The organism is Prevotella veroralis DSM 19559 = JCM 6290, from assembly GCF_000377625.1.
In the GTDB taxonomy this organism is placed as follows: domain Bacteria; phylum Bacteroidota; class Bacteroidia; order Bacteroidales; family Bacteroidaceae; genus Prevotella; species Prevotella veroralis.
Genome location: NZ_KB898327.1, coordinates 119,027 through 142,954, shown reverse-complemented (window position 1 = coordinate 142,954; position 23,928 = coordinate 119,027). Strand labels below are relative to the sequence as shown.

21 protein-coding genes are annotated in these 23,928 nt (G+C 42.9%); 13 read left to right on the top strand and 8 right to left on the bottom strand.

Annotated elements, in window-relative coordinates:
- Positions 1-12: 12 nt before the first annotated feature.
- Positions 13-1,392: an efflux transporter outer membrane subunit gene (locus D464_RS0104250; protein WP_018910297.1), complete on the top strand. Its 1,380-nt coding sequence runs from the start codon at positions 13-15 to the stop codon at positions 1,390-1,392.
- 31 nt (positions 1,393-1,423) lie between these two features.
- Positions 1,424-2,206: an acyl-ACP--UDP-N-acetylglucosamine O-acyltransferase gene (lpxA, locus tag D464_RS0104245; protein ID WP_018910296.1), complete on the top strand. Its 783-nt coding sequence runs from the start codon at positions 1,424-1,426 to the stop codon at positions 2,204-2,206.
- Between the two features lie 160 nt (positions 2,207-2,366).
- Here lpxA and D464_RS0104240 read toward each other — a convergent pair whose 3' ends face one another.
- Positions 2,367-3,149 (bottom strand): radical SAM protein, encoded by a 783-nt coding sequence (locus D464_RS0104240; protein ID WP_018910295.1) that lies wholly within the window; start codon positions 3,147-3,149, stop codon positions 2,367-2,369.
- 184 nt (positions 3,150-3,333) lie between these two features.
- On the opposite strand from D464_RS0104240, the gene D464_RS0104235 reads away from it, so the two are divergent.
- From D464_RS0104235 to D464_RS0104205, 7 genes are all read left to right on the top strand, one after another.
- A complete protein-coding gene (locus D464_RS0104235; RefSeq protein WP_018910294.1) occupies positions 3,334-4,212 on the top strand; it encodes a cell division protein FtsX in 879 nt (292 codons plus the stop codon).
- Positions 4,213-4,249: 37 nt separating this feature from the next.
- On the top strand, positions 4,250-4,492 hold the full coding sequence (locus D464_RS0104230) for a DUF3098 domain-containing protein (RefSeq protein WP_018910293.1): 243 nt from the start codon (positions 4,250-4,252) through the stop codon (positions 4,490-4,492).
- A complete protein-coding gene (locus tag D464_RS0104225; protein WP_009434307.1) occupies positions 4,492-5,352 on the top strand; it encodes an undecaprenyl-diphosphate phosphatase in 861 nt (286 codons plus the stop codon). Before D464_RS0104230 ends, D464_RS0104225 begins: the two co-directional genes overlap by 1 nt.
- 26 nt (positions 5,353-5,378) lie before the next feature.
- Positions 5,379-6,077, top strand: a complete 699-nt coding sequence (truB, locus tag D464_RS0104220) for a tRNA pseudouridine(55) synthase TruB (RefSeq protein ID WP_018910292.1) — start codon at positions 5,379-5,381, stop codon at positions 6,075-6,077.
- A 20-nt stretch (positions 6,078-6,097) separates the two neighbouring features.
- Positions 6,098-7,282: an S-adenosylmethionine:tRNA ribosyltransferase-isomerase gene (locus tag D464_RS0104215; RefSeq protein WP_009434313.1), complete on the top strand. Its 1,185-nt coding sequence runs from the start codon at positions 6,098-6,100 to the stop codon at positions 7,280-7,282.
- 1 nt (position 7,283) lies between these two features.
- Positions 7,284-7,694, top strand: coding sequence for a 2-amino-4-hydroxy-6-hydroxymethyldihydropteridine diphosphokinase (folK, locus tag D464_RS0104210; protein WP_018910291.1), 411 nt, complete (start codon positions 7,284-7,286; stop codon positions 7,692-7,694).
- Positions 7,695-7,807: 113 nt separating this feature from the next.
- Positions 7,808-10,243: a C10 family peptidase gene (locus D464_RS0104205; RefSeq protein ID WP_018910289.1), complete on the top strand. Its 2,436-nt coding sequence runs from the start codon at positions 7,808-7,810 to the stop codon at positions 10,241-10,243.
- Between the two features lie 75 nt (positions 10,244-10,318).
- Here D464_RS0104205 and rpsO read toward each other — a convergent pair whose 3' ends face one another.
- Entirely contained in the window at positions 10,319-10,594 is a 276-nt protein-coding gene (rpsO, locus tag D464_RS0104200; protein ID WP_004383844.1) for a 30S ribosomal protein S15, read from the bottom strand.
- A gap of 203 nt (positions 10,595-10,797) precedes the next feature.
- Here rpsO and typA point away from each other — a divergent pair, with 203 nt between their 5' ends.
- From typA to D464_RS0104185, 3 genes are all read left to right on the top strand, one after another.
- On the top strand, positions 10,798-12,600 hold the full coding sequence (typA, locus tag D464_RS0104195; RefSeq protein WP_004383846.1) for a translational GTPase TypA: 1,803 nt from the start codon (positions 10,798-10,800) through the stop codon (positions 12,598-12,600).
- Between the two features lie 346 nt (positions 12,601-12,946).
- Positions 12,947-14,161, top strand: coding sequence for a DUF1810 family protein (locus tag D464_RS0104190; protein ID WP_018910288.1), 1,215 nt, complete (start codon positions 12,947-12,949; stop codon positions 14,159-14,161).
- A 105-nt stretch (positions 14,162-14,266) separates the two neighbouring features.
- Positions 14,267-14,950, top strand: coding sequence for a porin family protein (locus D464_RS0104185; protein WP_018910287.1), 684 nt, complete (start codon positions 14,267-14,269; stop codon positions 14,948-14,950).
- A 249-nt stretch (positions 14,951-15,199) separates the two neighbouring features.
- Here the strand turns inward: D464_RS0104185 and D464_RS0104180 are convergent, their stop codons facing one another.
- From D464_RS0104180 to D464_RS0104170, 3 genes are all read right to left on the bottom strand, one after another.
- Entirely contained in the window at positions 15,200-16,552 is a 1,353-nt protein-coding gene (locus D464_RS0104180) for an MATE family efflux transporter (protein ID WP_018910286.1), read from the bottom strand.
- 120 nt (positions 16,553-16,672) lie between these two features.
- A complete protein-coding gene (locus D464_RS0104175) occupies positions 16,673-17,158 on the bottom strand; it encodes an S-ribosylhomocysteine lyase (RefSeq protein ID WP_018910285.1) in 486 nt (161 codons plus the stop codon).
- 51 nt (positions 17,159-17,209) lie between these two features.
- The gene (locus D464_RS0104170) at positions 17,210-17,908 is read right to left on the bottom strand and encodes a 5'-methylthioadenosine/adenosylhomocysteine nucleosidase (protein ID WP_018910284.1); all 699 of its coding nucleotides are present in this window, start codon (positions 17,906-17,908) and stop codon (positions 17,210-17,212) included.
- A 107-nt stretch (positions 17,909-18,015) separates the two neighbouring features.
- Between D464_RS0104170 and D464_RS0104165 the strand changes: the two genes are divergently transcribed.
- Entirely contained in the window at positions 18,016-20,523 is a 2,508-nt protein-coding gene (locus D464_RS0104165) for a YfhO family protein (protein WP_018910283.1), read from the top strand.
- 544 nt (positions 20,524-21,067) lie between these two features.
- Here the strand turns inward: D464_RS0104165 and ettA are convergent.
- The 3 genes from ettA to D464_RS0104150 all read right to left on the bottom strand — a co-directional run bounded on the left by ettA (position 21,068) and on the right by D464_RS0104150 (position 23,766).
- Positions 21,068-22,765, bottom strand: a complete 1,698-nt coding sequence (gene ettA, locus D464_RS0104160) for an energy-dependent translational throttle protein EttA (protein ID WP_004383854.1) — start codon at positions 22,763-22,765, stop codon at positions 21,068-21,070.
- Between the two features lie 264 nt (positions 22,766-23,029).
- Positions 23,030-23,320, bottom strand: a complete 291-nt coding sequence (locus D464_RS0104155; RefSeq protein WP_018910282.1) for a winged helix-turn-helix transcriptional regulator — start codon at positions 23,318-23,320, stop codon at positions 23,030-23,032.
- Positions 23,314-23,766 carry a cupin domain-containing protein gene (locus D464_RS0104150; RefSeq protein WP_018910281.1) on the bottom strand — a complete coding sequence of 151 codons (453 nt, stop codon included), beginning with the start codon at positions 23,764-23,766 and terminating at the stop codon, positions 23,314-23,316. Before D464_RS0104150 ends, D464_RS0104155 begins: the two co-directional genes overlap by 7 nt.
- Positions 23,767-23,928 lie beyond the last annotated feature (162 nt).

The window sequence follows — 23,928 nt, the reverse complement described above, 5'->3', positions numbered from 1 at the left end:
AAAAGAACAATAATGAAGAATAAAAATATAATCATCATAGCCCTTGCAGCCCTGTCATTGACAGGCTGTAAGAGTCTCTACGGCAATTACGAGCGTCCCGATGTGAAGACGAGTGGGATTGTGAGAGACCCTGTTGATGACAAAGGAACGCTTGAGGGAGCCAATGACTTTGGTAACCTCCCATGGCGCAGTGTCTTTACCGATTCCCAATTACAGGCACTTATTGAGAAAGCTCTTAATAATAATCCCGACCTGCTTAATGCTGCATTGAACATAGATATTGCCGAACAGCAGGTGAGGACATCAAAGTTGGCGTTCTTACCATCTGTGGTCTTCGCACCGACGGGTACGATCTCTCACTTTGGTTCGCACACGCCTTCCACCCAGTCTTACACACTCCCTGTCTCTGCAAGTTGGGATGTTGATCTCTTTGGAAAGCTGCGTTCCCAGAAGAAAGCAGCCCAGATGATGCTCCTTCAGTCGAAGGATTACAGGGTAGCTGTGCAGACAAATCTTATCTGCAACGTTGCCAATCTCTATTATACATTACTGATGCTCGATCGTCAGAAGCAGATAGTAGATGATATGTCAGGGCTGACAAAGAACACCTGGGACATGATGAAACTCCAAATGGAGTATGGTCGTGCTCGTTCAACGAGTGTCCAGAGTGCAGAAGCTGCTTACTATAGTGTACAGACACAGGGCGCAGACATCCGTCGTCAGATACGTGAGACCGAGAACGCTCTTAGTCTTCTTCTTGGTGAACCAGCGCAAGGTATTACACGTGGTAGTCTAGCCAATCAGAGCTTACCGGCGAACTTCGCAGGTGGTATCGGTGTACAACTTCTAAGCAATCGTGCTGATGTACATGCAAATGAAATGGCGTTAGCTCAATGCTTCTATAATATTCAGCAGGCACGCAGTCGTTTCTATCCAGCATTGAATATATCACCTACTGGTGCGTGGACCAATAGCAATGGCATGGTTAACCCTGGTAAGTTGCTCTTGAGTGTAGTCGGTAGTTTGACACAGCCCATCTTCATGCGCGGACAATTGAAAGCAGGTTTGCGTGTTGCTGAAGACAAGTATAAGCAAGCATATAACACATGGCAGAATAGTATTCTCAAGGCTGGTTCAGAAGTGAGCAACGCCCTTGTTGCTTATAATTCAGCTGATGAGAAAGAGAAGTTACAGCAACAACAAATAGATGTTCTGAAGCAGAATGTAGAACACACACAGATGCTCTATGCACAAAGCTCAAGCACCTATCTTGAAGTTATCACCGCTCAGCAGAGCTTACTTAATGCAGAAATATCACAAGTGAAGGAGCAGTTTACGAAGCTACAATCTATCGTCAATCTGTATAATGCACTTGGTGGTGGTTCTAAGTAAATCGTTTGTTTAATTCTTAGTATTCAAGAGTATGAGTAGCGTAATTAGTCCAAAAGCCGAAGTCTCTCCGAAAGCAAAGATTGGAGACGGCTGTAAGATATTCCCATTTGTGTATATAGAAGACGATGTCGTCATTGGTGATAACTGCGTTATTTTCCCCTTTGTTAGCATCTTGAATGGTACTCGAATGGGAAGTGGAAACAAGATTCACCAAGGTTCTGTGCTTGCCGCTTTACCACAGGATTTCAATTTCGTGGGTGAAAAGAGCGAACTGGTGATGGGTGATAACAACATTGTTCGAGAGAATGTGGTGCTCAATCGTGCCACACACCGTGGCTGCAAAACCATCATAGGATCGAATAACTTCCTCATGGAAGGTGCACATATTAGCCACGATACCATTGTGGGTGACAAGTGTGTCTTTGGCTATGGTGCGAAGATTGCAGGCGATTGTAAGATTGGAACGGGAGCGATTATCTCTTCAAATGTTGTGGAGAAAGCGAACACGCGAGTAGGTGAATATGCCATGGTACAAGCTGGTACTACCTTCTCCAAGGACGTTCCTCCTTATATTATCGCTGGTGGTGCACCGATTGAATACCATGGTGTAAATACAACTATTGGTAAGCGAGCCGGTGTTGATGAGAAGATTCTCAAGCACATCGCCAATGCTTATCGTCTGTTGTTCCATGGTCAGACATCAGTTTTTGATGCTTGTATTCAGATAGAACAACAAGTGCCTGCTTCGCACGAGATTCGCAATATCATCGACTTCGTGCGAACTACGGAAGAAGGAATCATTAGTAAAATCTAATTTTATTTTCAATAGTTTTTTGATGAGAGGGAAGACTGGCCGTGAGGTTAGTCTTTCTGTTTTATATTCTTTCTTATGTCTATTTCTAAAAGCTTAAGAGCTTTTTGGAAATAAGGGCTTACATATATAATCTATGGATATGGATTGTTTTATAAAATATCTAGTAGGATGCAGTGCAAGGAATTCCCATGGCAATTACTTGGTCACGAATGGTATTTAGTTCTTCGGGAGAAGCCTTGAGAAGATGCTGGTCAGGGGTTTCACGATCAATGGTGTAAATCATCACCTCACGTGGAGCAATCTCTTTCACAACCTTGAGCCATGGAGTAACGAAAGAATCAGAAGTGTTGTCAACATCCAACCCTTCGTCAGTTGTTCCTTTTAGAAACATTGTTTGAATGATAGCCTGTCCGTTAAAAGCCTTGATGTTAGCAATGATACGATTCACATCGTAGGATGGTTGCGTCGGCCGATCCACCTTGTTTATATATTCCATGTCAATAGTGTCTAGCTTCAAAATGTTGTTGTCCACCTTTGATAATGCTTCATGAATCTTTGGGCGATGGATGAATGTAGAATTACTGAGGACAGAAATCTTTGCTTTGGGGCAATACTTATCACGTAGACGGATGGTGTCATCAATAATCTCAGCAAAATGAGGATGCGAAGTAGGTTCTCCGTTACCAGCGAAAGTTAGTACGTCAGGATGGATGTTGTCCTTAATCATCTCTTTGAGTTTGTTCTCCAATGCCGTAGCAACAAGTTCGCGGGCAGGGTGGGGAGTCTTCGTTCGATGATCCTTGTTAAATCCACATTCGCAATAAATGCAATCGAAGGTGCATATTTTACCATCGGCTGGCATAAGGTTAATACCAAGAGAAACGCCCAAACGACGGCTATGTACAGGTCCAAAGATAGGTGAAGGATAAATAATCGTACTCATTATACTTTTTGTTTTAATGTTTGAAAAGGAGGTGCGAATGCAAAGATAAGATAAATAAATGGTATCGTTAAGAGGCATAAAGATAAATAAAAAGAGAAGTCTAAATAAACTATAATTTCTTTTGCTGTTCTTTTATTTTGCTGTATCTTTGCAGCAATTTCGGTGAATTATACCCTTTTCAGAAATGGCAAAAAAAAGAAATAAAGCCCGCAACCGTCATAGTTTGCAGGTTATTACGCTATGTATTAGCACGGCGATGGTGCTGATGCTCATCGGTATGGTTGTACTGACAGGCTTCACCAGTCGTAACCTTAGTTCATACGTAAAGGAGAATCTGACCATTACGATGATTCTTCAACCTGATATGAGTACGGAAGAGAGTGCCGCCCTTTGTCAGCGTGTGCGCTCGTTACATTATATCAATAGTTTGAATTTTGTCAGTAAGGAAGAAGCCTTGAAAGAGGGAACTCGTGAATTGGGGGCTAATCCTGCGGAGTTTGCTGGTGAGAATCCATTTACGGGTGAGATAGAGTTGCAATTGAAAGCGAACTATGCGAACAATGATTCTATTAAGACGATAGCACAGGAATTACGCACTTATCGGGGTGTGAGCGATATTACTTATCCTCAAAACCTGGTAGAGAGTGTGAACAACACTTTGGCTAAGATTAGTCTTGTATTGTTGGTTATTGCAGTTCTGTTGACGATTGTTTCGTTCTCCTTGATTAATAATACAATCAGATTGAGTATTTACGCACGTCGTTTCTCCATTCATACAATGAAACTGGTTGGTGCTTCTTGGGGCTTTATTCGTGCTCCCTTCCTTCGTAGAGCGGTGCTGGAAGGATTGGTTTCAGCATTAATGGCAATTGTTGCTTTGGGTATTGGGATGTGCTTCTTATATGATTATGAACCTGATATTACAAAGGTTTTATCGTTAGAAGCCTTACTCATTACAGCTGTTGTGATGGTGGTTTTTGGCGTGTTAATTGCCACATTCTGCTCATGGTTGTCGGTAAATAAGTTCCTACGAATGAAGGCTGGTGACTTGTACAAGATATAATCACCTCCTTTCACTCCTCATAATTCCTCAAATAAATATGGATAAAAGAAATTTAGCCTTTGGTAAGGTCAACTTTATCATGTTGGCAATTGGACTTGCTATTGTTATCATTGGATTCATTCTTTTGAGTGGTGGCAGTTCAACAGAAACTACATTTGATCCAAGTATTTTCAGTGCACGTCACATCAAGGTGGCACCAGTAGTGACCTTCATCGGATTTATTTCTATCATCGGCGCAATTATCTATAAGCCGAAAGATACAAATGATAAGGAGGTATAATGACACTTATACAAACTATCATTATCTCCATTGTGGAAGGATTAACAGAGTTCCTTCCTGTTTCTTCTACAGGTCACATGATAATCACCCAACATCTCTTGGGAGTTTCACAAGGTAGTCCCTTTGTACATGCCTTCACATTCATTATCCAGTTTGGCGCAATCCTTTCTGTTGTATGTCTGTATTGGAAACGCTTCTTCCACATTGACCGTACACCTGTTCCAGCTGATGTAGAGAATCCGTTTTTGCGTTTTATTCATCCATTAAGATTCTACTGGTTGCTCTTTGTTGGAGTTTTGCCAGCTGTAGTGATAGGTTTAGCTGCAAAGAAGAGTGGTTTACTCGACTGGTTGCTTGATTCTATTTGGGCGGTAGCAATTATGTTGGTTGTTGGTGGAATCTTTATGCTTTTCTGCGACAAGGTATTCAATAAAGGTAGAGAAGAAAATAAGGTAAACGAAAAACGTGCCTTCAATATTGGTTTGTGGCAGTGTTTATCCGTGATTCCTGGAACGAGCCGTTCTATGGCAACGATTGTTGGAGGTATGGCGAACGGACTCACACGTAAGCGTGCAGCAGAATACTCTTTCTTCTTGGCAGTACCAACAATGGCTGGTGCTACACTGCTAGATCTTCTAGATATACTGAAAGAAGATGCCACATGGGTGAATACTCATGATTTGCTAATGCTCGCTGTTGGCTGTGTTGTATCCTTTGTAGTCGCATTGTTAGCCATGAAGTGGTTTGTCAGCTTCCTTACTAAGTATGGCTTTAAAGTCTTTGGCTGGTATCGAATCATTATTGGTATTATCATTATTGTGATGTTGCTCTCTGGCATATCATTGAATATGGTTGATTAATCCACCTTTATTATATAGCAATCTTTATGAACTTCAAAGAAGGAGTAATCATCCCGGTTGATAAACCCTATGGCATAACAAGTTTCAAAGCGTTGGCTCATGTTCGTTATCTCTGTACACAGGCTAATGATGGAAAAGTAAAGATTGGTCATGCGGGAACGTTAGATCCCTTGGCAACGGGTGTACTGATTCTCGCTACGGGAAAGATGACAAAGCAAATAGAAACATTGCAGGCGCACACGAAGGAGTATGTTGCTACATTACAATTGGGCGCTACAACTCCTAGTTATGATATGGAACATGAGGTGAACGAGAATTTCCCTGTAGAGCATATCACACGTGAGTTGATAGATAAGACTTTGCCACAATTCGTGGGTGATATAGAACAGATCCCTCCAACCTATAGTGCTGTGAAGGTGGATGGAAAACGTGCTTTTGACTATCGTCGTAGTGGAAAAGAGGTTGTATTGAAGGCTAAAAATATCCATATAGATGAGATTGAAGTCTTGAACTTTGATTCTGAAAAGATGCAATTGACGATTCGGGTTGGATGTGGTAAGGGTACTTACATTCGTGCGTTGGCACGCGATCTAGGACGAGCAATGGATAGCGGAGCCTATCTCACTGCATTGCGACGTACAAGAGTTGGTGACGTAAAAGTCGAAGATTGTGTTAATTATGATCAGTTTGAGACATGGCTCCAACAACAAATAATAGATAAATAAAACTCTCCCAAAATATTAATATGAAGCTTTCACAATTCAAATTCAATTTACCTAAAGAGCAGGTTGCCCTATATCCTCATTCTTCTAAACGTGTATTGACACGTTCTGATGGTAGTACGCAGACTTTCACAATCACTCGCCGAGATGAAAGCCGGTTAATGGTTGTACATCGAAAGTCTGGTAAGATTGATATGTTCAAGGGTGAAGTGAATGGAGATCCTACTGAGGATGATTATATCCGCTTCAAAGATGTCTTCGATTACTTTGAAGAGGGTGATGCCTTTATATTCAATGATACAAAGGTGTTCCCTGCTCGCTTGTATGGTACTAAGGAGAAGACAGATGCAAAGATAGAGGTGTTCTTGCTTAGAGAACTTAATCAAGAGATGCGTCTATGGGATGTATTGGTTGAGCCTGCCCGTAAGATTCGTATTGGTAATAAACTCTTCTTTGATGAATCAGGAACAATGGTTGCAGAGGTAATTGATAATACTACCTCACGTGGTCGTACACTTCGTTTCCTATATGATTGTCCTCACGAGGAGTTTAAACGAGAGTTATTTGCTTTAGGTGAAGCGCCATTACCACGTTACATCATTGATAATCGTCCAAAGGAAGAAGGAGAAGAATTCGCTCATGCAACGAAAGAAGATATGGAGAACTTCCAGTCTGTCTTTGCAAAGAATGAGGGAGCAGTATCTGCGCCAGGTACTAATATTCACTTCTCTGAACACATGATGAAGATGATGGAGATTCGTGGAATAAAGAAATCGTTTATCACTTTGCATTGTGGTTTGGGTAACTTCCATGATATAGAGGTGGAGGATTTGACTAAACATAAGATGGATTCTGAAGAGATGCATATCAATGCTGAGGCTTGTGAGATTGCTAACAATGCAAAGAAAGCAGGACATCATCTCTGTGCTGTTGGTGCGAGCGTTGTAAAGGCGACAGAGACAGCTGTTGGTACTGATGGTATGTTGAAGGAATATGATGGTTGGACTAATGAGTTCATCTTCCCGCCTTACAACTTTGGCTTCGCAGATTCTATGTTGGTTAACTTCTATCAACCTTATTCAACTCTATTGATGGAAACAGCAGCTTTTGGAGGTTATGACCTTATAATGGAAGCTTATGACAAAGCTGTGAAGAATGGTTATATGTTTGGTTGCTTCGGTGACTCATTGTTGATTCTCAACGATTAATATGCACATAGTTTATTTATCCCTCGGCACAAATCTTGGCAATAGAAAGGCTATTATGCACGAGGCGATAGCATTGATAGAAAAAAAGATTGGCACAGTTTTGCGCCAATCTTCTTTTCATGAAACGGAGCCTTGGGGATTTGAGAGTCCTAATCTCTTCCTCAATGCCTGTGTATGTGTCTCCACATCACTTGCTCCTCGACAGTTATTAGAAACTACTCAAGCCATAGAAATAGAGATGGGACGAGTAAAGAAGTCTATCAATGCACAATATACAGACCGCATCATAGATATTGATATTCTGCTTTATGACAACCTAAATATCAACGAACCAAACCTTGTTATCCCTCATCCTTTGATGGAAGAACGCGATTTTGTGATGTTACCTTTAAAGGAAATATGGGACGACTGAATTGTCTACATGCAACAATATAAACTAAATCTATTTGTTTTGAGAGCTCTCAAACACAATAATCTTGATATAAAATATAACAAACCAATATACTTGACTAATAATATAAACAAATGAAAAGAACAATCTTACTGATGTTAACTGTGTTTGCAAATATTTTATTAGCTAACGCAGACCCTATCACCAAAGCACAGGCTTTGAGTATTGCCTCAAAATATATTAATAAACCAATACTCTCTGGTAATTCTCCTAAGACTCGCTCGTCACAAACAAATGAGCAACCAGCTTATTACATCTTCACAAACCCTAATAGCAAGAAATTTGTTATCATTTCCGGTGAAAGTAAGTTGAACGAACTTGTAGGTTATGGAGATAAGATGACAGAAAACCCCAACGATCAACCTCCATACTTCAAACTGTTCTTAAAGGAATATGAACGTGTTGTAAAAGAAGTGCGTTCTAATGCTGCTGTTACTACTCCACAGCGTCCTATCAAACGGAAGGTAGAACCCTTGCTTACTTGTAAGTGGAGCCAGTATGACCCTTTCAATAAGTACACCCCACTAAGTAATGGACAGCATACACCTACAGGTTGTGTTGCAACAGCCACAGCACAGGTGATGTTCTACAACAAATGGCCTAAGAATCGACCACAAGATTATATAGCTTCAACAGGTGATGATGCTAAGAAAAGCGCTACTTATTGGTGGGATGAAATGAAGAACACGACTAATGAGATGAGAGCAGAACAATCTCGACAAGCCGTTGGCGTGTTGATGTATGACATTGGTAAGGCTGTCAATATGAGATACTACATTAAAGGAAGTGACTCAAATTTACAGCGTGCCTGCAATGCCCTTCGCGACAAGTTCGATTATACTGTGCGTTATCTTGATAAAAACGTCCTTCCTGCCAATAACTTCCTCAACGAGGTGATACAAGAAATCTCAGATGGATATCCTGTCTTAGTAGTAGGTGGCCCTCATGCCTTTGTTTATGATGGCTATGATGAGCAGGGGCTCATTCACACCAACTGGGGCTGGGGAGGTGAAAATGACGGATACTTTGACATCAACATAGTTACCCTTAATGTTTCAGGCTTTGCCCTCAATAGTGGAACATTCTGGGACGACATCTCTGTTGTCTTTGCCCATCCTAACGACGGCAGGGCTATACCTTTTAAGGATATTGAGCGTGGATTAGATGCAAGAACCACCACATCGCTCACTATTGACAAGACAGATGCAAACCGTTCTGAAAGTTTCAGTGCAAAGATTGAGAAGTTAGGCTCGTATAGTTCGGTGAAAGGTGAACTTGGTGTATTCACCGGAAAGGTAGCACTTGCCCTCTATAATGAGAAGAACGAACGAGTAAAAATCTTTAACTCAACTGCTGGCGACCAAACATGGGCATCCATCTTTACTTCCATGTCCTTTGATATTGCTGATATTAACTTTAAGGATATTGCTGACGGAAACTACCGTTTGGTTCCAGTATTCTCTGAGATGCTCGATACCAAGACGAAGAAACACGGTGACTGGAAGCCTATCAATCACGCCAATGAAATGGAAGTAAGACTCACTGTAGATGCTGTTCACATCAATACAAATAACCCTAAGGATGTTGTTGTGATTGAGAAAAGCCCAAGTGTACTCTCCCCTTTCTATGAAGATGCTGGAAATGCTGCCTTTAGTTTTACAATGTACAATCCTGGAAGAGAGGAAGTACGTGGTGACTTGGTGATGACACTCACTAATCAAGAGACTAAAGAGGTCTTTAATGGCTATCTACTTACGCCTAACGTTGTTGCACAACGACTTGGCTATTCAACCTTTATCATCAAAATGCTGACGCTTTATTATAGCTCAGGTAAGGTAGGAAAATTGCCTAAAGGTAAATATGACGTAACGCTATCGATAAAGGTTAATAGAAACGGAACGGACGTCAACGTGCCTATTAAGATGAAAGAACCTTTCAAGATTGAAGTATTACCTAAGCCGGACAATGGAAATATTCAGTTTACTTTTGTTGACTACTATGTTGATGGTGAATACGCTAATTACAGTACTTTCCAGCTGAATAAAATTAAAGAAATAAGTCTACAAGTACATTCTAAAGTATCTGGTTATCAGATTAAGAATGGCTATCGTGGTCCAATTCACTATCGCTTACTCGACTTGACAAGCGACAAGTGGGTTGACTTGGGCACCGTTAATAATGTTTACCTCCCTTGTGATGCAGACAATAATGCAGCACAGACACGTATCACCTTTGCAGCTTCTCAATTAGAACCTAATCATTCATACGAGATACACATTGAGGTTGAAAGGGATGGGAAACGAGAAGACATTTGGACTCCAAATGCGTTACGCAACGTATTTAATACGGTAGATGAGTTGAAACCTACTGGCATTGACTTGCTTAAGGAAGACAAAAAAGCAGTAAAGAATATATTTACTCTGCAAGGTGTCCGCTTATCAAAGACTTGGGAAGAACTCCCTGTAGGCATCTATGTTATAGATGGTAAGAAGGTGATAAAGACAAGATAACAGAAAAAAGGTAAGAAAGAAAAGCTTAAATAGCTTTAACTTTCTTACCTTTTATATTTTACTTAGCAGTAAATCTTACTTGCGGAGACCTAAAGCCTTAACGATAGCACGATAACGCTCAATGTCACGATCGTAAAGGTACTTGAGTAAAGCACGACGCTTACCTACGAGCTGTGTCAATGAACGAGTAGTAACATAATCTTTACGATTCTTTTTAACATGCTCTGTCAAGTGCTTGATACGATAAGAGAACAAAGCAATCTGGCTCTCTGCCGAACCTGTGTCTGTTGCTTTCTGTGCCTTACCGAACTGTGCGAAGATCTCTTCTTTCTTTGTTTTTTCTAAATACATAACTTTGTTTTGATTAATTATTTGTGCAATTACATTCTTCTATTGCCAGTCTGCCTTAATCACAACAGACCACAACATCAAATGCATCGGAATCTCCGAAAACGCGGTGCAAAGATACAACTTTTTCTTTGAACGACAAGCGTTTTCCATTTTTTATTAGTACTTTTGCACCGTAATTCAGCGTAAGTTTTTAAGGTAAATACATGCAAGATATTCGTAACATCGCAGTTATTGCGCACGTTGACCATGGTAAAACGACCTTGGTTGACAAGATGATGCTCGCTGGTAAGCTTTTCCGTGATGGACAAGACAACAGTGGAGAAGTTCTCGACTCTAATGACTTGGAGCGCGAACGAGGGATAACGATTTTAAGTAAGAATGTAAGTATCAATTGGAAAGGTGTAAAGATTAATATCCTCGATACCCCTGGTCACTCTGATTTTGGTGGTGAGGTAGAGCGTGTATTGAACATGGCAGATGGTTGCCTATTGCTCGTAGATGCTTTTGAAGGTCCTATGCCACAAACTCGCTTTGTGTTGCAAAAGGCTTTGCAATTAGGTTTGAAGCCTGTTGTTGTTATCAATAAGGTAGACAAACCTAACTGTCGTCCAGAGGAAGTATATGAGATGGTGTTCGATCTTATGTGTGACTTGAATGCAACTGAGGAGCAGTTAAACTTCCCAGTTGTCTATGGTTCTGCTAAGAATGGTTGGATGAGTGAAGACTGGAAGAAGCCTACTGATAATATTGAATATTTGCTAGATCTTATTCTCGAAGCAATTCCTGCACCTAAGCAGCTCGAGGGTACACCACAGATGTTGATTACATCTTTGGATTACTCAAGCTATACTGGTCGTATTGCAGTGGGTCGTGTACATCGTGGTACATTGAAGGATGGTCAGAACATAACGATCTGCCATCGTGATGGAACACAAGAACGCACGAAGATTAAGGAGCTTCATACTTTCGAAGGTATGGGGCATAAGAAGACAGATCATGTCGATTCTGGTGATATTTGTGCTGTAATTGGTTTGGAGAAGTTCGAGATTGGTGATACGATTGCCGATTTTGAGAATCCTGAGCCATTACCACCTATTGCGGTAGATGAGCCTACTATGAGTATGCTCTTCACCATTAATGATTCTCCTTTCTTTGGTAAAGAAGGTAAGTTCTGTACTTCTCGCCACATTAGTGACCGTTTGAACAAAGAGTTGGAGAAGAACCTTGCATTGCGTGTTCGCCCGGTAGAAGGTTCAATGGATAAGTGGATTGTCAGTGGTCGTGGTGTGCTTCATCTCTCTGTCCTCGTTGAGACAATGCGTCGTGAGGGCTACGAGCTTCAGGTCGGACAGCCACAAGTTATCTACAAGGAGATTGATGGTCAGAAATGTGAGCCTATTGAGGAATTGACAATCAACGTACCAACAGACTTCTCAAGTAAGATGATTGATATGGTAACACGTCGTAAAGGTGACTTGTTAGGTATGGATGCAGAGGGAGATCGTGTTAACATTACCTTCGAAATACCATCACGTGGAATCATCGGTTTGCGTACTAACGTCCTTACTGCTAGTCAGGGTGAGGCTATTATGGCGCATCGTTTCAAGAACTATCAGCCTTTCAAGGGTGAGATAGTACGCCGTACCAATGGCTCAATGATTGCCCTTGAGACCGGAACTGCCTACGCTTACGCTATTGATAAGCTCCAGGATCGTGGTAAGTTCTTCATTGATGCAGGTGAAGAAGTATATGGTGGACAGGTTGTAGGCGAGCACGTTCATGATAACGACCTCGTTATCAACGTTACAAAGGCAAAGCAGTTGACCAATGTCCGTGCTTCTGGTTCTGATGAGAAGGCTCGTGTTATTCCTAAGACAGAAATGAGTCTTGAGGAATGTCTTGAGTATATCAAGGCTAACGAGTATGTTGAGGTAACACCAAAGAATATTCGTATGCGTAAGATAACGCTTGATCATTTGGAGCGTAAACGCGAGAACAAGGATTAAATCTTATTTCAATCATAAGACGAGGGGCGACTATCCGATGGGGATAGCCGCCCCTTTCTTTATTACTAATTTTTTGTTTATTGTAGTTACTGTCACTTTTAACACTTCTCGTAACAGTCTTGTAGTTAGTAGATTATAACGTCGGTATTATGACAGGAGTGACAGCAACTTTAAAAATAACCATCTTCTTATTTTGTCCCTTCCGTTAGTTTTCCTCTATTTTCATTTGTTTCATTAATGGATTATAGCTATTTTTGTATTCGGGTTTGTAGCCTTTTGTATAACTCCCGTTTGTTATATCAAAGGTAAGATATTATTGATTAACAGATATGTAAAGTCGTAGTTTATGTTAGGAGCAATAGTTGGAGACATCATAGGGTCAGCCTATGAGTTTAATAATACGAAGCGGAAAGAGTTCCATTTGTTTACTCCGAGGAGTAAATTCACAGATGATACGGTGATGACGTTGGCTGTGGCTCGATGGTTGTGTGGCGATAAGGAACATCGCAAAGAAACACTGGTTCGACACATGCAAGAGCTTGGCAGGCGTTATCCAACGGCTGGTTATGGCGGTAGTTTTATGCGTTGGTTGTATAATCCAGAGCCTCAACCTTATAATAGTTATGGGAATGGCTCTGCTATGAGGGTAAGCCCCGTTGCGTTCTATGCGCATAGTTTACAGGAAGCATTAGGTCTTGCGAAGATATCAGCAGAGGTGACACACAATCATCCTGAAGGTATAAAAGGAGCACAAGCAATTGCTTCCTCCATTTATCTTGCACGTCATGGAGCAACGAAGAGGGAGATTAAGAGCTATGCAGAGGAGCAATTTCATTATGATTTAAGTCAGCAATTGGATGATATCCGACCTACTTATTCCTATGATATGTCTTGTCAGAATTCTGTCCCACAGGCTCTTTTAGCATTCCTTGAGGGTGCCAACTTTGAAGATGTGATACGTTTAGCGGTATCTACAGGAGGCGATTCTGATACGATAGCAGCAATGGCTGGTGGTATAGCCCAAGCCTTTTATGTGATTCCGAAGAAGCTTTCAAGTTATTGCTATGCCCTTCTAACTCCCGAGTTGCGTGGCGTTCTTAATGATTTTGAAGACTTGTTGGGCTGTCGAGAGGCTGATCCTTTTAACATTGAACGTTTCATAGAGGCACAGAATACGAGTAATACTTATCGCCAAGCATTGGAAGAAATGCAGCAAGGATACAAGCAGACGCATTGGATATGGTTTATCTTCCCACAGCTAAAAGGCTTCGGTCACAGTGCGTATTCACAGTATTATGGATTAGCTGATACCGATGAGGCACGCACTTATCTGGCTCATCCATTATTGAACGAACGCTTGCGCACAATCACTAAGGCAGTCTTGTTGCATGGCAATATGGATGTGAAAAGGGTAATGGGTAGTAGCATTGATGCCGTCAAACTCAAATCTTCTATGACGCTATTTGACGTAGTTTGTCCTAATGATATCTTTGAAGAAGTACTGAAAACGTTCTATGGTGGGGAGCGAGATAGCCTAACCTTGAATAAAATAGGTTTATAGGATAAGAGGATTTAAGTCTGATGAGCAAGCAGGGAGAGTATAATAAATAGCGAATAATATCGTTTTCTATGATGTAATCTTTAACTTAATAAAATTCAAAACCCAATGAAACGGATAATTACATTAGCTTTCTTGAGTGTCATCTCGTTGGCTTCTTTTGCACAGAGTAAGGTTGGAACATGGTCTGTGATACCTCATGTTGGTGTGTCGATAGCCTCTCTAACTCATCAATCAGGCGGCACAGTGATTGGTGGTAATCAATCTCAAGAGGTGAAGCCACAGGCTCGCCCAGGTTTTACAGGCGGTGTCGACGTACTGTATCAGGCGTCTGATATTGTTGGATTATCTATCGGTCTAAGTTACGTCCAAGCTGGTTGTAAGTACAAGGACGTTGATGATAATGGTGTGATATGGCACGATCATTACGCTCGAACGGACTATATCTCGGTTCCTCTTGTGGGTCATTCTTACATTGCGCCAGGGCTTTCAATCAACGTAGGCGTCGCTCCTTCTTTCTTAATCTATGGTAAGTATCATGCTGGAATGCTTAGTTATGACCTTGATGCAGATGGGCATAGAACGAATGTGCAAGAGGGTGTGATGGACATAGATACTAAGAAAGGACTACGCAAGTTCACCCTTTCAATCCCCGTTGGTATCAGTTATGAGTATGAGAATGTGGTGTTAGATGCTCGTTATAATGTGGGTGTACTCAATGCTTATAAATATGGACTAACCGCCCGCAATAAGGTCTTTGAGGTATCTGTAGGGTATAAGTTTGATTTGTAAGAACAGCCCTATTACCTTCTCCCAGTCTAACGGAAAGTCTCCTCAAGCCCCTCTGAAGGAGGGAATGTTGCCTAATGGAAGTTTGCTGGGGAAGTCTGGCTTGTTTTGAAGGAACGCCCTCTTCAATGCGAAGAAGGCGTTTCTTCATGTCAAAGAAACGCCTTCCTTAAATGGAGAAGAGGCTCTCTTTATTTGCTCCCGTTCGTTCATCCTCCCTTTGAGGATGTTGGAAATGGGTTCAAAGATAGCTTACTTCCCTCGTTGTTTCAGTCTACGTAGAAGCCAGAAGTAAGCAGGGATGAGGAATAAATCAGCCATTATCCATGCGACAGGGTCGGCATAACAGACGCCTAACCATGCGAAGGTTGGTACTAACCAAAGGCTAACACCACAACGGGCAATCATCTCCATGACACCACTCATCATACTCAAATTGCTATATCCGAGCCCCTGAATACTATAACGGAGGATGACCAGCACACCTAATGACGGATAGAACCAGTTGGCTATACGCATGAGTTGAGCTGCATTAGCGATGACCTCTCGCTCACCACTATTGACAAAGAGCATCATCATCTCGTCTGCAAAAGGATAGATAATCGCCACTGTCAATACGAAGTAAGCCATCATAATCCACATAGAATCGCGTACTCCCGTCTTTACTCGGTCTATTCTCTTAGCTCCAATGTTCTGTCCACAATAGGTTGCCATGGCTACGCCGATATTTTCCAGTACACAGGTGAAGAGATATTTAATGCGTATTGCCGCCGTAAACGACGCTACGTAGATTGTTCCCAGAGCGTTGTTTGCACTTTGAAGCATGATGATACCAATGGAAGTGATGGAGAATTGCAATCCCATTGGTATGCCATTGTTTAGTAGAATACTAATCTTCTTGTTATCAAAAGAGCGTTCCTCGCCCTTGGGAACAAGGATCGTTAGCTTCTTTTTAATATACCACCAACACAGAACGGAAGCAACAGCTTGACTCAAGAAAGTGGCGAGACCTGCTCCTTCTACGCCCATTCTCAATAAGAGAATAAGCACGATATCAAGCAAGATATTGAGGAATGACGATGCAATTAGGAAGTAGAAAGGTTGCTTCGAGTTCCCCAGTGCACGTATCTGACCTGATAGTAAGTTGTAAGCAATGGTAAATGGAATCGTACAGAACTGTAGGAAGAGGAAGACGTAAGCGTCATGGAACACATCCTCTGGCGTGTTGACGAGGTGAAGAATCTTACCACAAAAAACGCAAGAAAGCAATGTGATGACAATTGCCAATACAACGGCAATACGGATGGAATTGCTTACGTAGCATCGCATCTTGTGATAATCGCCTGCTCCGAAAGCCTGTGCTATAGGGATGGCAAAGCCTGCGCACGAACCGTTACAGAACCCCATGATAAGAAACATAATGCTGCTTGAGGCTCCAACAGCCGCTAATGCGTTCACTCCTATCCATCGCCCGACGATTGCGGCATCGATGATTAGATACATCTGCTGCAATAGGTAGCCGAGAATAAGGGGTATGGCAAACTTGATGATGGCGCGAGATGGTGCGCCTTGGGTCATACTTTCTGTATGAATTGATTGTGGCATGGTGTGGTTATGTTAGTGGTTGACGAGTTAACGGATAGACGAGTTGACGAGTTAATAGGTCGTGTCGCTATCATTACAAGCAACTTGTCAACTTGTCAACCCGTCTACTCGTCCACTTGTCTACTCTTTCTCCGGATACAGAAGATTAGCTTCTGTGATGTTATCCAGCACCTCTGTGAGGAATTTACGTGATTCCCACTTAGCCATGGGGAGGTCATGTAGTAGATAGTTACCGCAGTCGCATGGTGCAGCACCAGGTATCTCGCCCTCGTAATCAGCGACGAATTGGAAGGTGCGGCGCATGAGTTCTACAATATCCTTCGACTCCAAGTCGCCTTGAAGGATAAGGTAATTACCCGTCAGGCAGCCCATTGGTCCCCAATACACAACTCGGTCTTTCCATTCCGGGTCGTTGCGAAGATAGGTAGCAGCCAAATGCTCAATCGTATGGATCGCTCCCACGTGCAGCACAGGCTCACGGTTTGGCTCCTTCATACGTATGTCGAAGGTGGTAACAACCTCGTTGCCAACCTCGTCCTTACGGCTTACGTAGATGCCACGTAGCAATCGCTCGTGGTCAATAGTGAATGATGGAATCTTGTTCATAGTTGCTTTCTTTTGTTGTTATATTGCTGTGTAACGAGGCACTCACTCCTTTTATATGATACTAATAAAGTGCTTCGTCACCTCGAAGCTACCGTTAGCTATTCTATTCCAGAAGTCGAAGTACTGGCTAGCCTTGTTATCCTTCAATGGAATATCACTGATGACACGGAAGGATATAAAGGGTTTCTTGTAGATGTGGCAGACCTGTGCAATGGAGCAACTCTCCATGTCAACAGCCGTTGCCGATGGGAACTTATCAAGGATCTGTTGCATCTTCTCTCTTGTATTAACAAACCATTCGCCACTGACAGTGAGCCCTGCTTTGATGTTAATATCCCTGCAATCGGGTTGTGTACTTAGTGAGAGAGCCTTCTCAATGAGCTCTGTTGGTGCCTTAAAACGGGCTGGCATCCCTATGATCTGACCGAACTGCACCTCGTCACCACAATATGCGTCATGGTAAGTACACTCGCTTGCTACCACAACATCAGTTACCTCCAAAGAGGTGTCGGCACCGCCTGCACAACCGCTTGATATAACTAAGTCGGGGTTGTAATGATTAATCATCTCCACAGCTCCAATAGCCGAGTTAACCTTACCAATACCACATTGTTGCAGGATAATCTCCTTATCCTCTAGCGTTCCTGTTACGAAGTCTTTATGATGATAACGCTCTGTTTGCGTGTCTGAGAGAATTGACTTGAGTTGCGTGAACTCCTTGTCCATTGCAACAATGATTCCTATTTTCATACTGCAAAGGTACGAAAAAGTTAGAAGTTGGATGTTGTAAGTACTTTGTTTTTTGTAACTTTGCACGCATAATACGCATACTTTAGAAAGAACAAAAGGCTATTAAAATGAGAACTTATAAGAAATTTCTACCTGATGTAGTGGTTATCTTGGTGTTTGCGATTATCTCTTTCGCTTACTTCCTTGTGCCTGTTACACAGGGAAAGATACTCTTTCAGCACGATGCCTCGGCTGGTGTTGGCTCGGCACAGGAGTTTACAGAGTATCAGAATCGTACGGGTGAGACAACAAGATGGACTAATTCTATCTTCGGAGGTATGCCTACTTATCAGATGTCTCCATCTTATCAGTCGACTGATGGACTGTCACAAGTGATGAACGCATACCATCTCTGGTTGCCAGATAACGTATGGTTCCTCTTCGCCTACCTGTTAGGTTTCTATATTCTGTTGCGTGCCTTCGACTTCAGACAGACGTTAGCTGCACTCGGAAGTATCATGTGGGCGTTCTCGTCCTACTTCCTAATTATCATCGCAGCAGGCCACTTGTGGAAGGTAATGGCATTAGCCTATCTACCGCCAATGATTGCTGGTATCGTCTTAGCCTATCGTGGTCGATACCTGTCGGGATTCATTGTTACAGCACTCTTCACGGCATTTGAGATAAAGGCGAACCACGTGCAGATGACGTATTACTACCTGTTTATCATCCTCTTCATGGTGATAGCTTACCTTGTAAAGGCTGTGCGTGAGAAGCAACTGACAGGCTTTATGAAGTCGACAGGCGTCGTGGCAGCTGCCGCAGTGATTGGTATTGCAATCAATCTATCGAGCCTCTATCACACATGGCAGTATCAGAAGGAGAGCATGCGAGGCAAGAGTGAGTTGGTAAAGAAGGATGCCGCCAATCAAACAAGCTCTGGTTTAGACCGTGACTACATAACACAATGGAGTTATGGCATTGATGAGACTCTAACGCTCTTAGTGCCTGATGCGAAGGGTGGGGCTACTGTCCCATTGAGCAAGAACGCCACTGCTATGGCAAAAGCCGACCCACAGATACAATCGATGATACCGCAACTCTATGATGCAATACCGCAATACTTTGGTACGCAGCCAGGCACTAGCGGACCTGTTTATGTGGGTGCCTTCGTGTTGTTCCTCTTCATCTTAGGATTGTTCATTGTGCGTGGCTCTATGAAATGGGCACTACTGGCGGCTACTGTTCTGTCGGTTCTTCTCGCATGGGGACATAACTTCATGGGCTTTACGAACTTCTTCCTCGATTATATACCGATGTATGCTAAGTTCCGAACTGTGGCTAGTATCCTCGTAATAGCCGAGTTTACGATACCTCTTTTGGCTGCGCTTGCGCTGAAGAAGATAGTTGATGAGCCTGAAGTACTTACCAAACAGATGAAGTTCGTTTATATCAGTTTAGCCCTTACAGCAGGTGTTGCGCTATTGATTGCCCTGTTCCCAGGTATGATGGAACCCTTTGTCAGCGACCAAGAGCGTCAGATGATTACCAGTATCCAAGGCATGGATGGCAATACTGCTAACATGATTCTAGCCAACATCGCAGCGATGCGTGAGGCAATGGTGAGTGCTGATGCATGGCGTTCGGTCATAGTGATCTTGATAGGTTTCGCCCTCTTGTTCCTCTACAAGATGAAGAAGTTACGTGCCAATTATATGGTTATCTGCATGGCAGTACTTTGTCTTGTTGATATGTGGCAAGTGGACAAACGATACCTAAATGATGAGATGTTTGTACCCAAGAGTGAGCGTGATATGCCTCATCAAGCCACTTCCACTGACCTTGCCATTATGAAGGATAAGAGCCTTGACTACCGTGTGTTGAACCTCGCTTCGAACACCTTTAATGAGAACGAAACTTCTTACTTCCATAAGAGTATCGGTGGTTATCACCCAGCGAAGTTGCGTCGTTATCAAGAGATGATTGATGCTTACATTGCACCCGAGATGCAAGCTGCTATGCAGGCAATCGCTGCTAAGAATGGAAATATGCAGGAGGTGGATGGCGCGAAAGAGTTCCCTGTATTGAATATGCTTAACACGAAGTACTTCATCCTACCATTGCAAGGAGGTGCAACGATGCCTTTGCAGAATATTTATGCACAAGGGAATGGATGGTTCGTAGATAAGATTAACTATGTAGCTGACGCCAACGCAGAGTATGCCGGAGTAGGTAAGATTGATGTAAGACACGAAGCCGTTGCAGATAAGAAGTTTGAGTCTGTCCTCGGACAAGCACAGAGTAACGACTCAACGGCTATAGTGAAACTCGTCAAGTATGAGCCTAACAACCTGCAATACACTATAGAATCTAAGAAGGGTGGAGTGGTTGTCTTCGCTGAAATCTATTATCCTGGATGGACAGCAACGATTGATGGTCAGCCTGCAGAACTCGGTAGGGTGAACTACATCCTACGTGCTTTGAATGTAAAGGCAGGCAAGCACACGGTTGTACTCGACTTCCATCCAACGAGTATATCCACGACTGAGACAATCGCTTACATCGCTATCGTCATCTTGCTCTTGGCTATTGTTGGAGCGGGATATATGAGGTTTAAGAATAGAAAAGAAGCCTAATCTCCCAATAACAGCCCTACACAGCCCCTCTACAGCCTCACCCCCAACCCCTCTCCGAATGGAGAGGGGAGTGATTAGGGACGGTGGGTAACGAGGTAACAACTTGTCTACAGGTTTACTCGTAAACGTGTTTACTCTCCCACAAAGCACTTCCTTTTGTTCGTAGGTGATAGGGCGAAGAGCAAAGACGGACGCTAATAGGAACGCTCACTTATATGATTGAATACCCTATATGGGCTTTTATCACTCAGTATCATCCTTATGATACTTGAGTATCATACGTGTGATACTCGATTATACAGCGCGTTATAATTCATTGTATGGTACGTGACAATTCATTGTATAGTGCGTGACAACTGATTGTAACAATACGTGACAACTGATTGTAATCACTTGTTACAATTCATTATACAGGCTTGTATAACTGTGTAGAATAATGGTTTTGCGGGTGATAAGACCTTATTGAACGAATAAGATATACATAAGAAAAAGGGGATGTATCAGTCGTTAACAACGCTTGTGATACATCCCCTTGAGTGAAGTTTTACTCTTCCATTAGTTTGCGATACCTGCCTTTCTTGATTTCTTCATTACCTAGACGGCGCGCTTTGTTAATCTCGTAATCGGAGAAACCGCCTTCGAAGAATACGACCTCGCCATTGCCTTCGAAAGCAAGGATGTGCGTACAAATACGATCGAGGAACCATCTGTCGTGGCTGATGACTACTGCACAACCTGCGAAAGCCTCTAAACCTTCCTCAAGCGCACGTAGCGTATTCACGTCGATGTCGTTCGTTGGCTCATCGAGGAGTAACACATTGCCTTCCTGCTTGAGTGCTAATGCCAGTTGCAAGCGGTTGCGCTCACCACCAGATAGCACTGAACAGAGTTTGCTCTGGTCGGTTCCTGAGAAGTTGAAACGTGACAGATAAGCACGCGAATTGATGTCACGCCCACCCATGCGGATGGTTTCGTTGCCCTGTGCCACTACGTCATAAACGGTCTTGTTAGGGTCGATGTCCTTGTGTTGCTGGTCTACATAAGCCAACTTAACGGTCTCACCCACCTCAAACGTACCGCCATCTACCTGCTCAAGTCCCATGATGAGGCGGAAGAGAGTGGTCTTTCCTGCACCATTAGGACCGATGACACCAACGATACCATTAGGTGGCAACATGAAGTTGAGGTCGTTGAATAGCACCTTATCGCCAAACGCCTTCTTCACGTGCTGCGCCTCAATCACCTTATTACCGAGGCGTGGACCGTTCGGGATAAATATCTCTAACTTCTCTTCACGCTGCTTCTGTTCCTCGTTGAGCATTTGTTCGTATGAGTTCAAACGAGCCTTACCTTTTGCCTGTCGAGCCTTTGGTGCCATGCGAACCCACTCCAGCTCTCGCTCGAGAGTCTTACGTCTCTTCGATGCAGACTTCTCTTCCTGTTCCATGCGTTTGGTCTTTTGATCGAGCCACGAAGAGTAGTTTCCCTTCCAAGGAATCCCTTCCCCGCGGTCGAGTTCGAGTATCCATTCGCTCACATCATCTAGGAAGTAACGGTCGTGAGTGACGGCAATAACGGTGCCTTCATACTGCTGTAAGTGCTGTTCCAACCAGTCGATACTCTCTGCATCGAGGTGGTTGGTAGGCTCATCAAGCAGTAGAACGTCGGGCTTCTGTAGGAGTAATCGGCACAAGGCAACGCGTCTGCGCTCACCACCAGACAGATTCGTCACAGGCAAATCGCCCTTAGGACAGCGTAAGGCATCCATCGCCCGTTCCAGTCGGGAGTCGATGTTCCATGCGTCAGTAGCGTCGATGATGTCTTGAAGTTCAGCCTGTCTCTGCATGAGTTTATCCATCTTGTCGGCATCAGAGTAATACTCCTCCAAGCCGAACTTCACATTGATATCGTCATACTCTTTGAGTGCGTCATAGATTTGTTGCACTCCCTCCATGACGTTCTCTTTGACTGTTTTACTCTCATCGAGCGGTGGATCCTGTGGTAGATAGCCCACCGAATAACCCGGGCTCCACACAACTTCGCCCTGCGTAGGCTCTACGAGCCCTGCAATAATCTTCATTAAGGTGGACTTACCCGCACCATTAAGACCTATGATACCTATCTTTGCGCCGTAGAAGAACGATAGATAAATGTTCTTCAGGATTTGTTTTTGGTTCTGTGGGATGATCTTTGACACGCCCACCATTGAGAAGATAATCTTCTTGTCGTCAACTGTTGCCATTGAATGTACTGTTTTGTTTGGTGGACAAAGATAGCTAAAATAATCCGTATTGACAAATCAATAGCATTGCAGAAGGGCGTCTGCTCGAAATGAAGAGAGCCTTTCCTTTATGCGAGAAGAGCCTCTCTTCGGGTGGAAGAGAGGCTCTCTTGAAATGGAGGGAACGCTCTATTGAATGCTAGTTTGTGTATGCTTTGTATATAAGGGTATTCTTTTCTGCTGTGTGTAAGGCGTTTATGACCGTGAAAATGGTAAGAAGAATATTTAGTCAAGGTGCTCATTACACCAGGTTATGAGCGATGTTACTAATGGGAACAACTCTTTACCTGTTGTAGAGAGTGCGTATTTACCAGCCTTCTCAGTGATAATCTCGTCCTGTATTAATACCTGCAAAGAATTGGCGAGTTCGCTCTCAGGAAGATCCTTTAGTAGTGTGTTGTATCCTTTCGAACCACTTGCACCGAGTAACTGGATAATCCACAGCGTGTCCGGTCGGCATATCCTTGCAAGGACATTACGTATCGGGCACGTTGGAAATAAGGGGTCGGTTACCATTTAAGTGGCTCATTTAAGATATTGCCATCACTAACGGGAGAATCGCTCTCAACGAAGCTGTTTGCCTTATATTGTATGCAAAGCATGAGCAACTCGCCCTTACCTGTATTCTTCAATGCGCGTTTGCCTTCTGGAGCAACACGTATGATACTACCTTCAGAGACTGGGAATATATCGCCATCTACCTGATATTCGCCCTCACCTTTTAGTATGAAGTAAAGTTCCTCGTGCGTTTTATGTGTGTGCAAGAAGCCACTGTCTTGTCCTGGAACGAGTGTTTGGAATGATAGCTCACTACCTGTTGCGTGCAAAGCCTGCCCTGCGAACACCTTACCAGGTATCTCAATCTCGCCCATAGGGAGCACATAATCTTTGATCTCGTTGAGCTTTCCAACTGTTACTGCTGTGTAGTTCTTACCATTCTTAATTGTTTCAATCGTCTTCATAATGCTTTATTTGTTTAATTGTTATTATTTTGTTTTGACGATGCAAAGGTATATTCTTTCATAGAATCGCACAAGTAGGCACGCAAAGGTCAGCCAGTTACCTCGAAGTAAGTAATGCGGTAAGTAAAGAGATTGCCGTTTCTTAGTTTTACATAGTTTAAC

Coding starts and splice junctions, on each gene's coding strand:
- D464_RS0104250 (WP_018910297.1), top strand. CDS start 13: ATGAAGAATAAAAATATAATCATCATAGCCCTTGCAGCCCTGTCATTG.
- lpxA (WP_018910296.1), top strand. CDS start 1,424: ATGAGTAGCGTAATTAGTCCAAAAGCCGAAGTCTCTCCGAAAGCAAAG.
- D464_RS0104240 (WP_018910295.1), bottom strand. CDS start 3,149: ATGAGTACGATTATTTATCCTTCACCTATCTTTGGACCTGTACATAGC.
- D464_RS0104235 (WP_018910294.1), top strand. CDS start 3,334: ATGGCAAAAAAAAGAAATAAAGCCCGCAACCGTCATAGTTTGCAGGTT.
- D464_RS0104230 (WP_018910293.1), top strand. CDS start 4,250: ATGGATAAAAGAAATTTAGCCTTTGGTAAGGTCAACTTTATCATGTTG.
- D464_RS0104225 (WP_009434307.1), top strand. CDS start 4,492: ATGACACTTATACAAACTATCATTATCTCCATTGTGGAAGGATTAACA.
- truB (WP_018910292.1), top strand. CDS start 5,379: ATGAACTTCAAAGAAGGAGTAATCATCCCGGTTGATAAACCCTATGGC.
- D464_RS0104215 (WP_009434313.1), top strand. CDS start 6,098: ATGAAGCTTTCACAATTCAAATTCAATTTACCTAAAGAGCAGGTTGCC.
- folK (WP_018910291.1), top strand. CDS start 7,284: ATGCACATAGTTTATTTATCCCTCGGCACAAATCTTGGCAATAGAAAG.
- D464_RS0104205 (WP_018910289.1), top strand. CDS start 7,808: ATGAAAAGAACAATCTTACTGATGTTAACTGTGTTTGCAAATATTTTA.
- rpsO (WP_004383844.1), bottom strand. CDS start 10,594: ATGTATTTAGAAAAAACAAAGAAAGAAGAGATCTTCGCACAGTTCGGT.
- typA (WP_004383846.1), top strand. CDS start 10,798: ATGCAAGATATTCGTAACATCGCAGTTATTGCGCACGTTGACCATGGT.
- D464_RS0104190 (WP_018910288.1), top strand. CDS start 12,947: ATGTTAGGAGCAATAGTTGGAGACATCATAGGGTCAGCCTATGAGTTT.
- D464_RS0104185 (WP_018910287.1), top strand. CDS start 14,267: ATGAAACGGATAATTACATTAGCTTTCTTGAGTGTCATCTCGTTGGCT.
- D464_RS0104180 (WP_018910286.1), bottom strand. CDS start 16,552: ATGCCACAATCAATTCATACAGAAAGTATGACCCAAGGCGCACCATCT.
- D464_RS0104175 (WP_018910285.1), bottom strand. CDS start 17,158: ATGAACAAGATTCCATCATTCACTATTGACCACGAGCGATTGCTACGT.
- D464_RS0104170 (WP_018910284.1), bottom strand. CDS start 17,908: ATGAAAATAGGAATCATTGTTGCAATGGACAAGGAGTTCACGCAACTC.
- D464_RS0104165 (WP_018910283.1), top strand. CDS start 18,016: ATGAGAACTTATAAGAAATTTCTACCTGATGTAGTGGTTATCTTGGTG.
- ettA (WP_004383854.1), bottom strand. CDS start 22,765: ATGGCAACAGTTGACGACAAGAAGATTATCTTCTCAATGGTGGGCGTG.
- D464_RS0104155 (WP_018910282.1), bottom strand. CDS start 23,320: ATGGTAACCGACCCCTTATTTCCAACGTGCCCGATACGTAATGTCCTT.
- D464_RS0104150 (WP_018910281.1), bottom strand. CDS start 23,766: ATGAAGACGATTGAAACAATTAAGAATGGTAAGAACTACACAGCAGTA.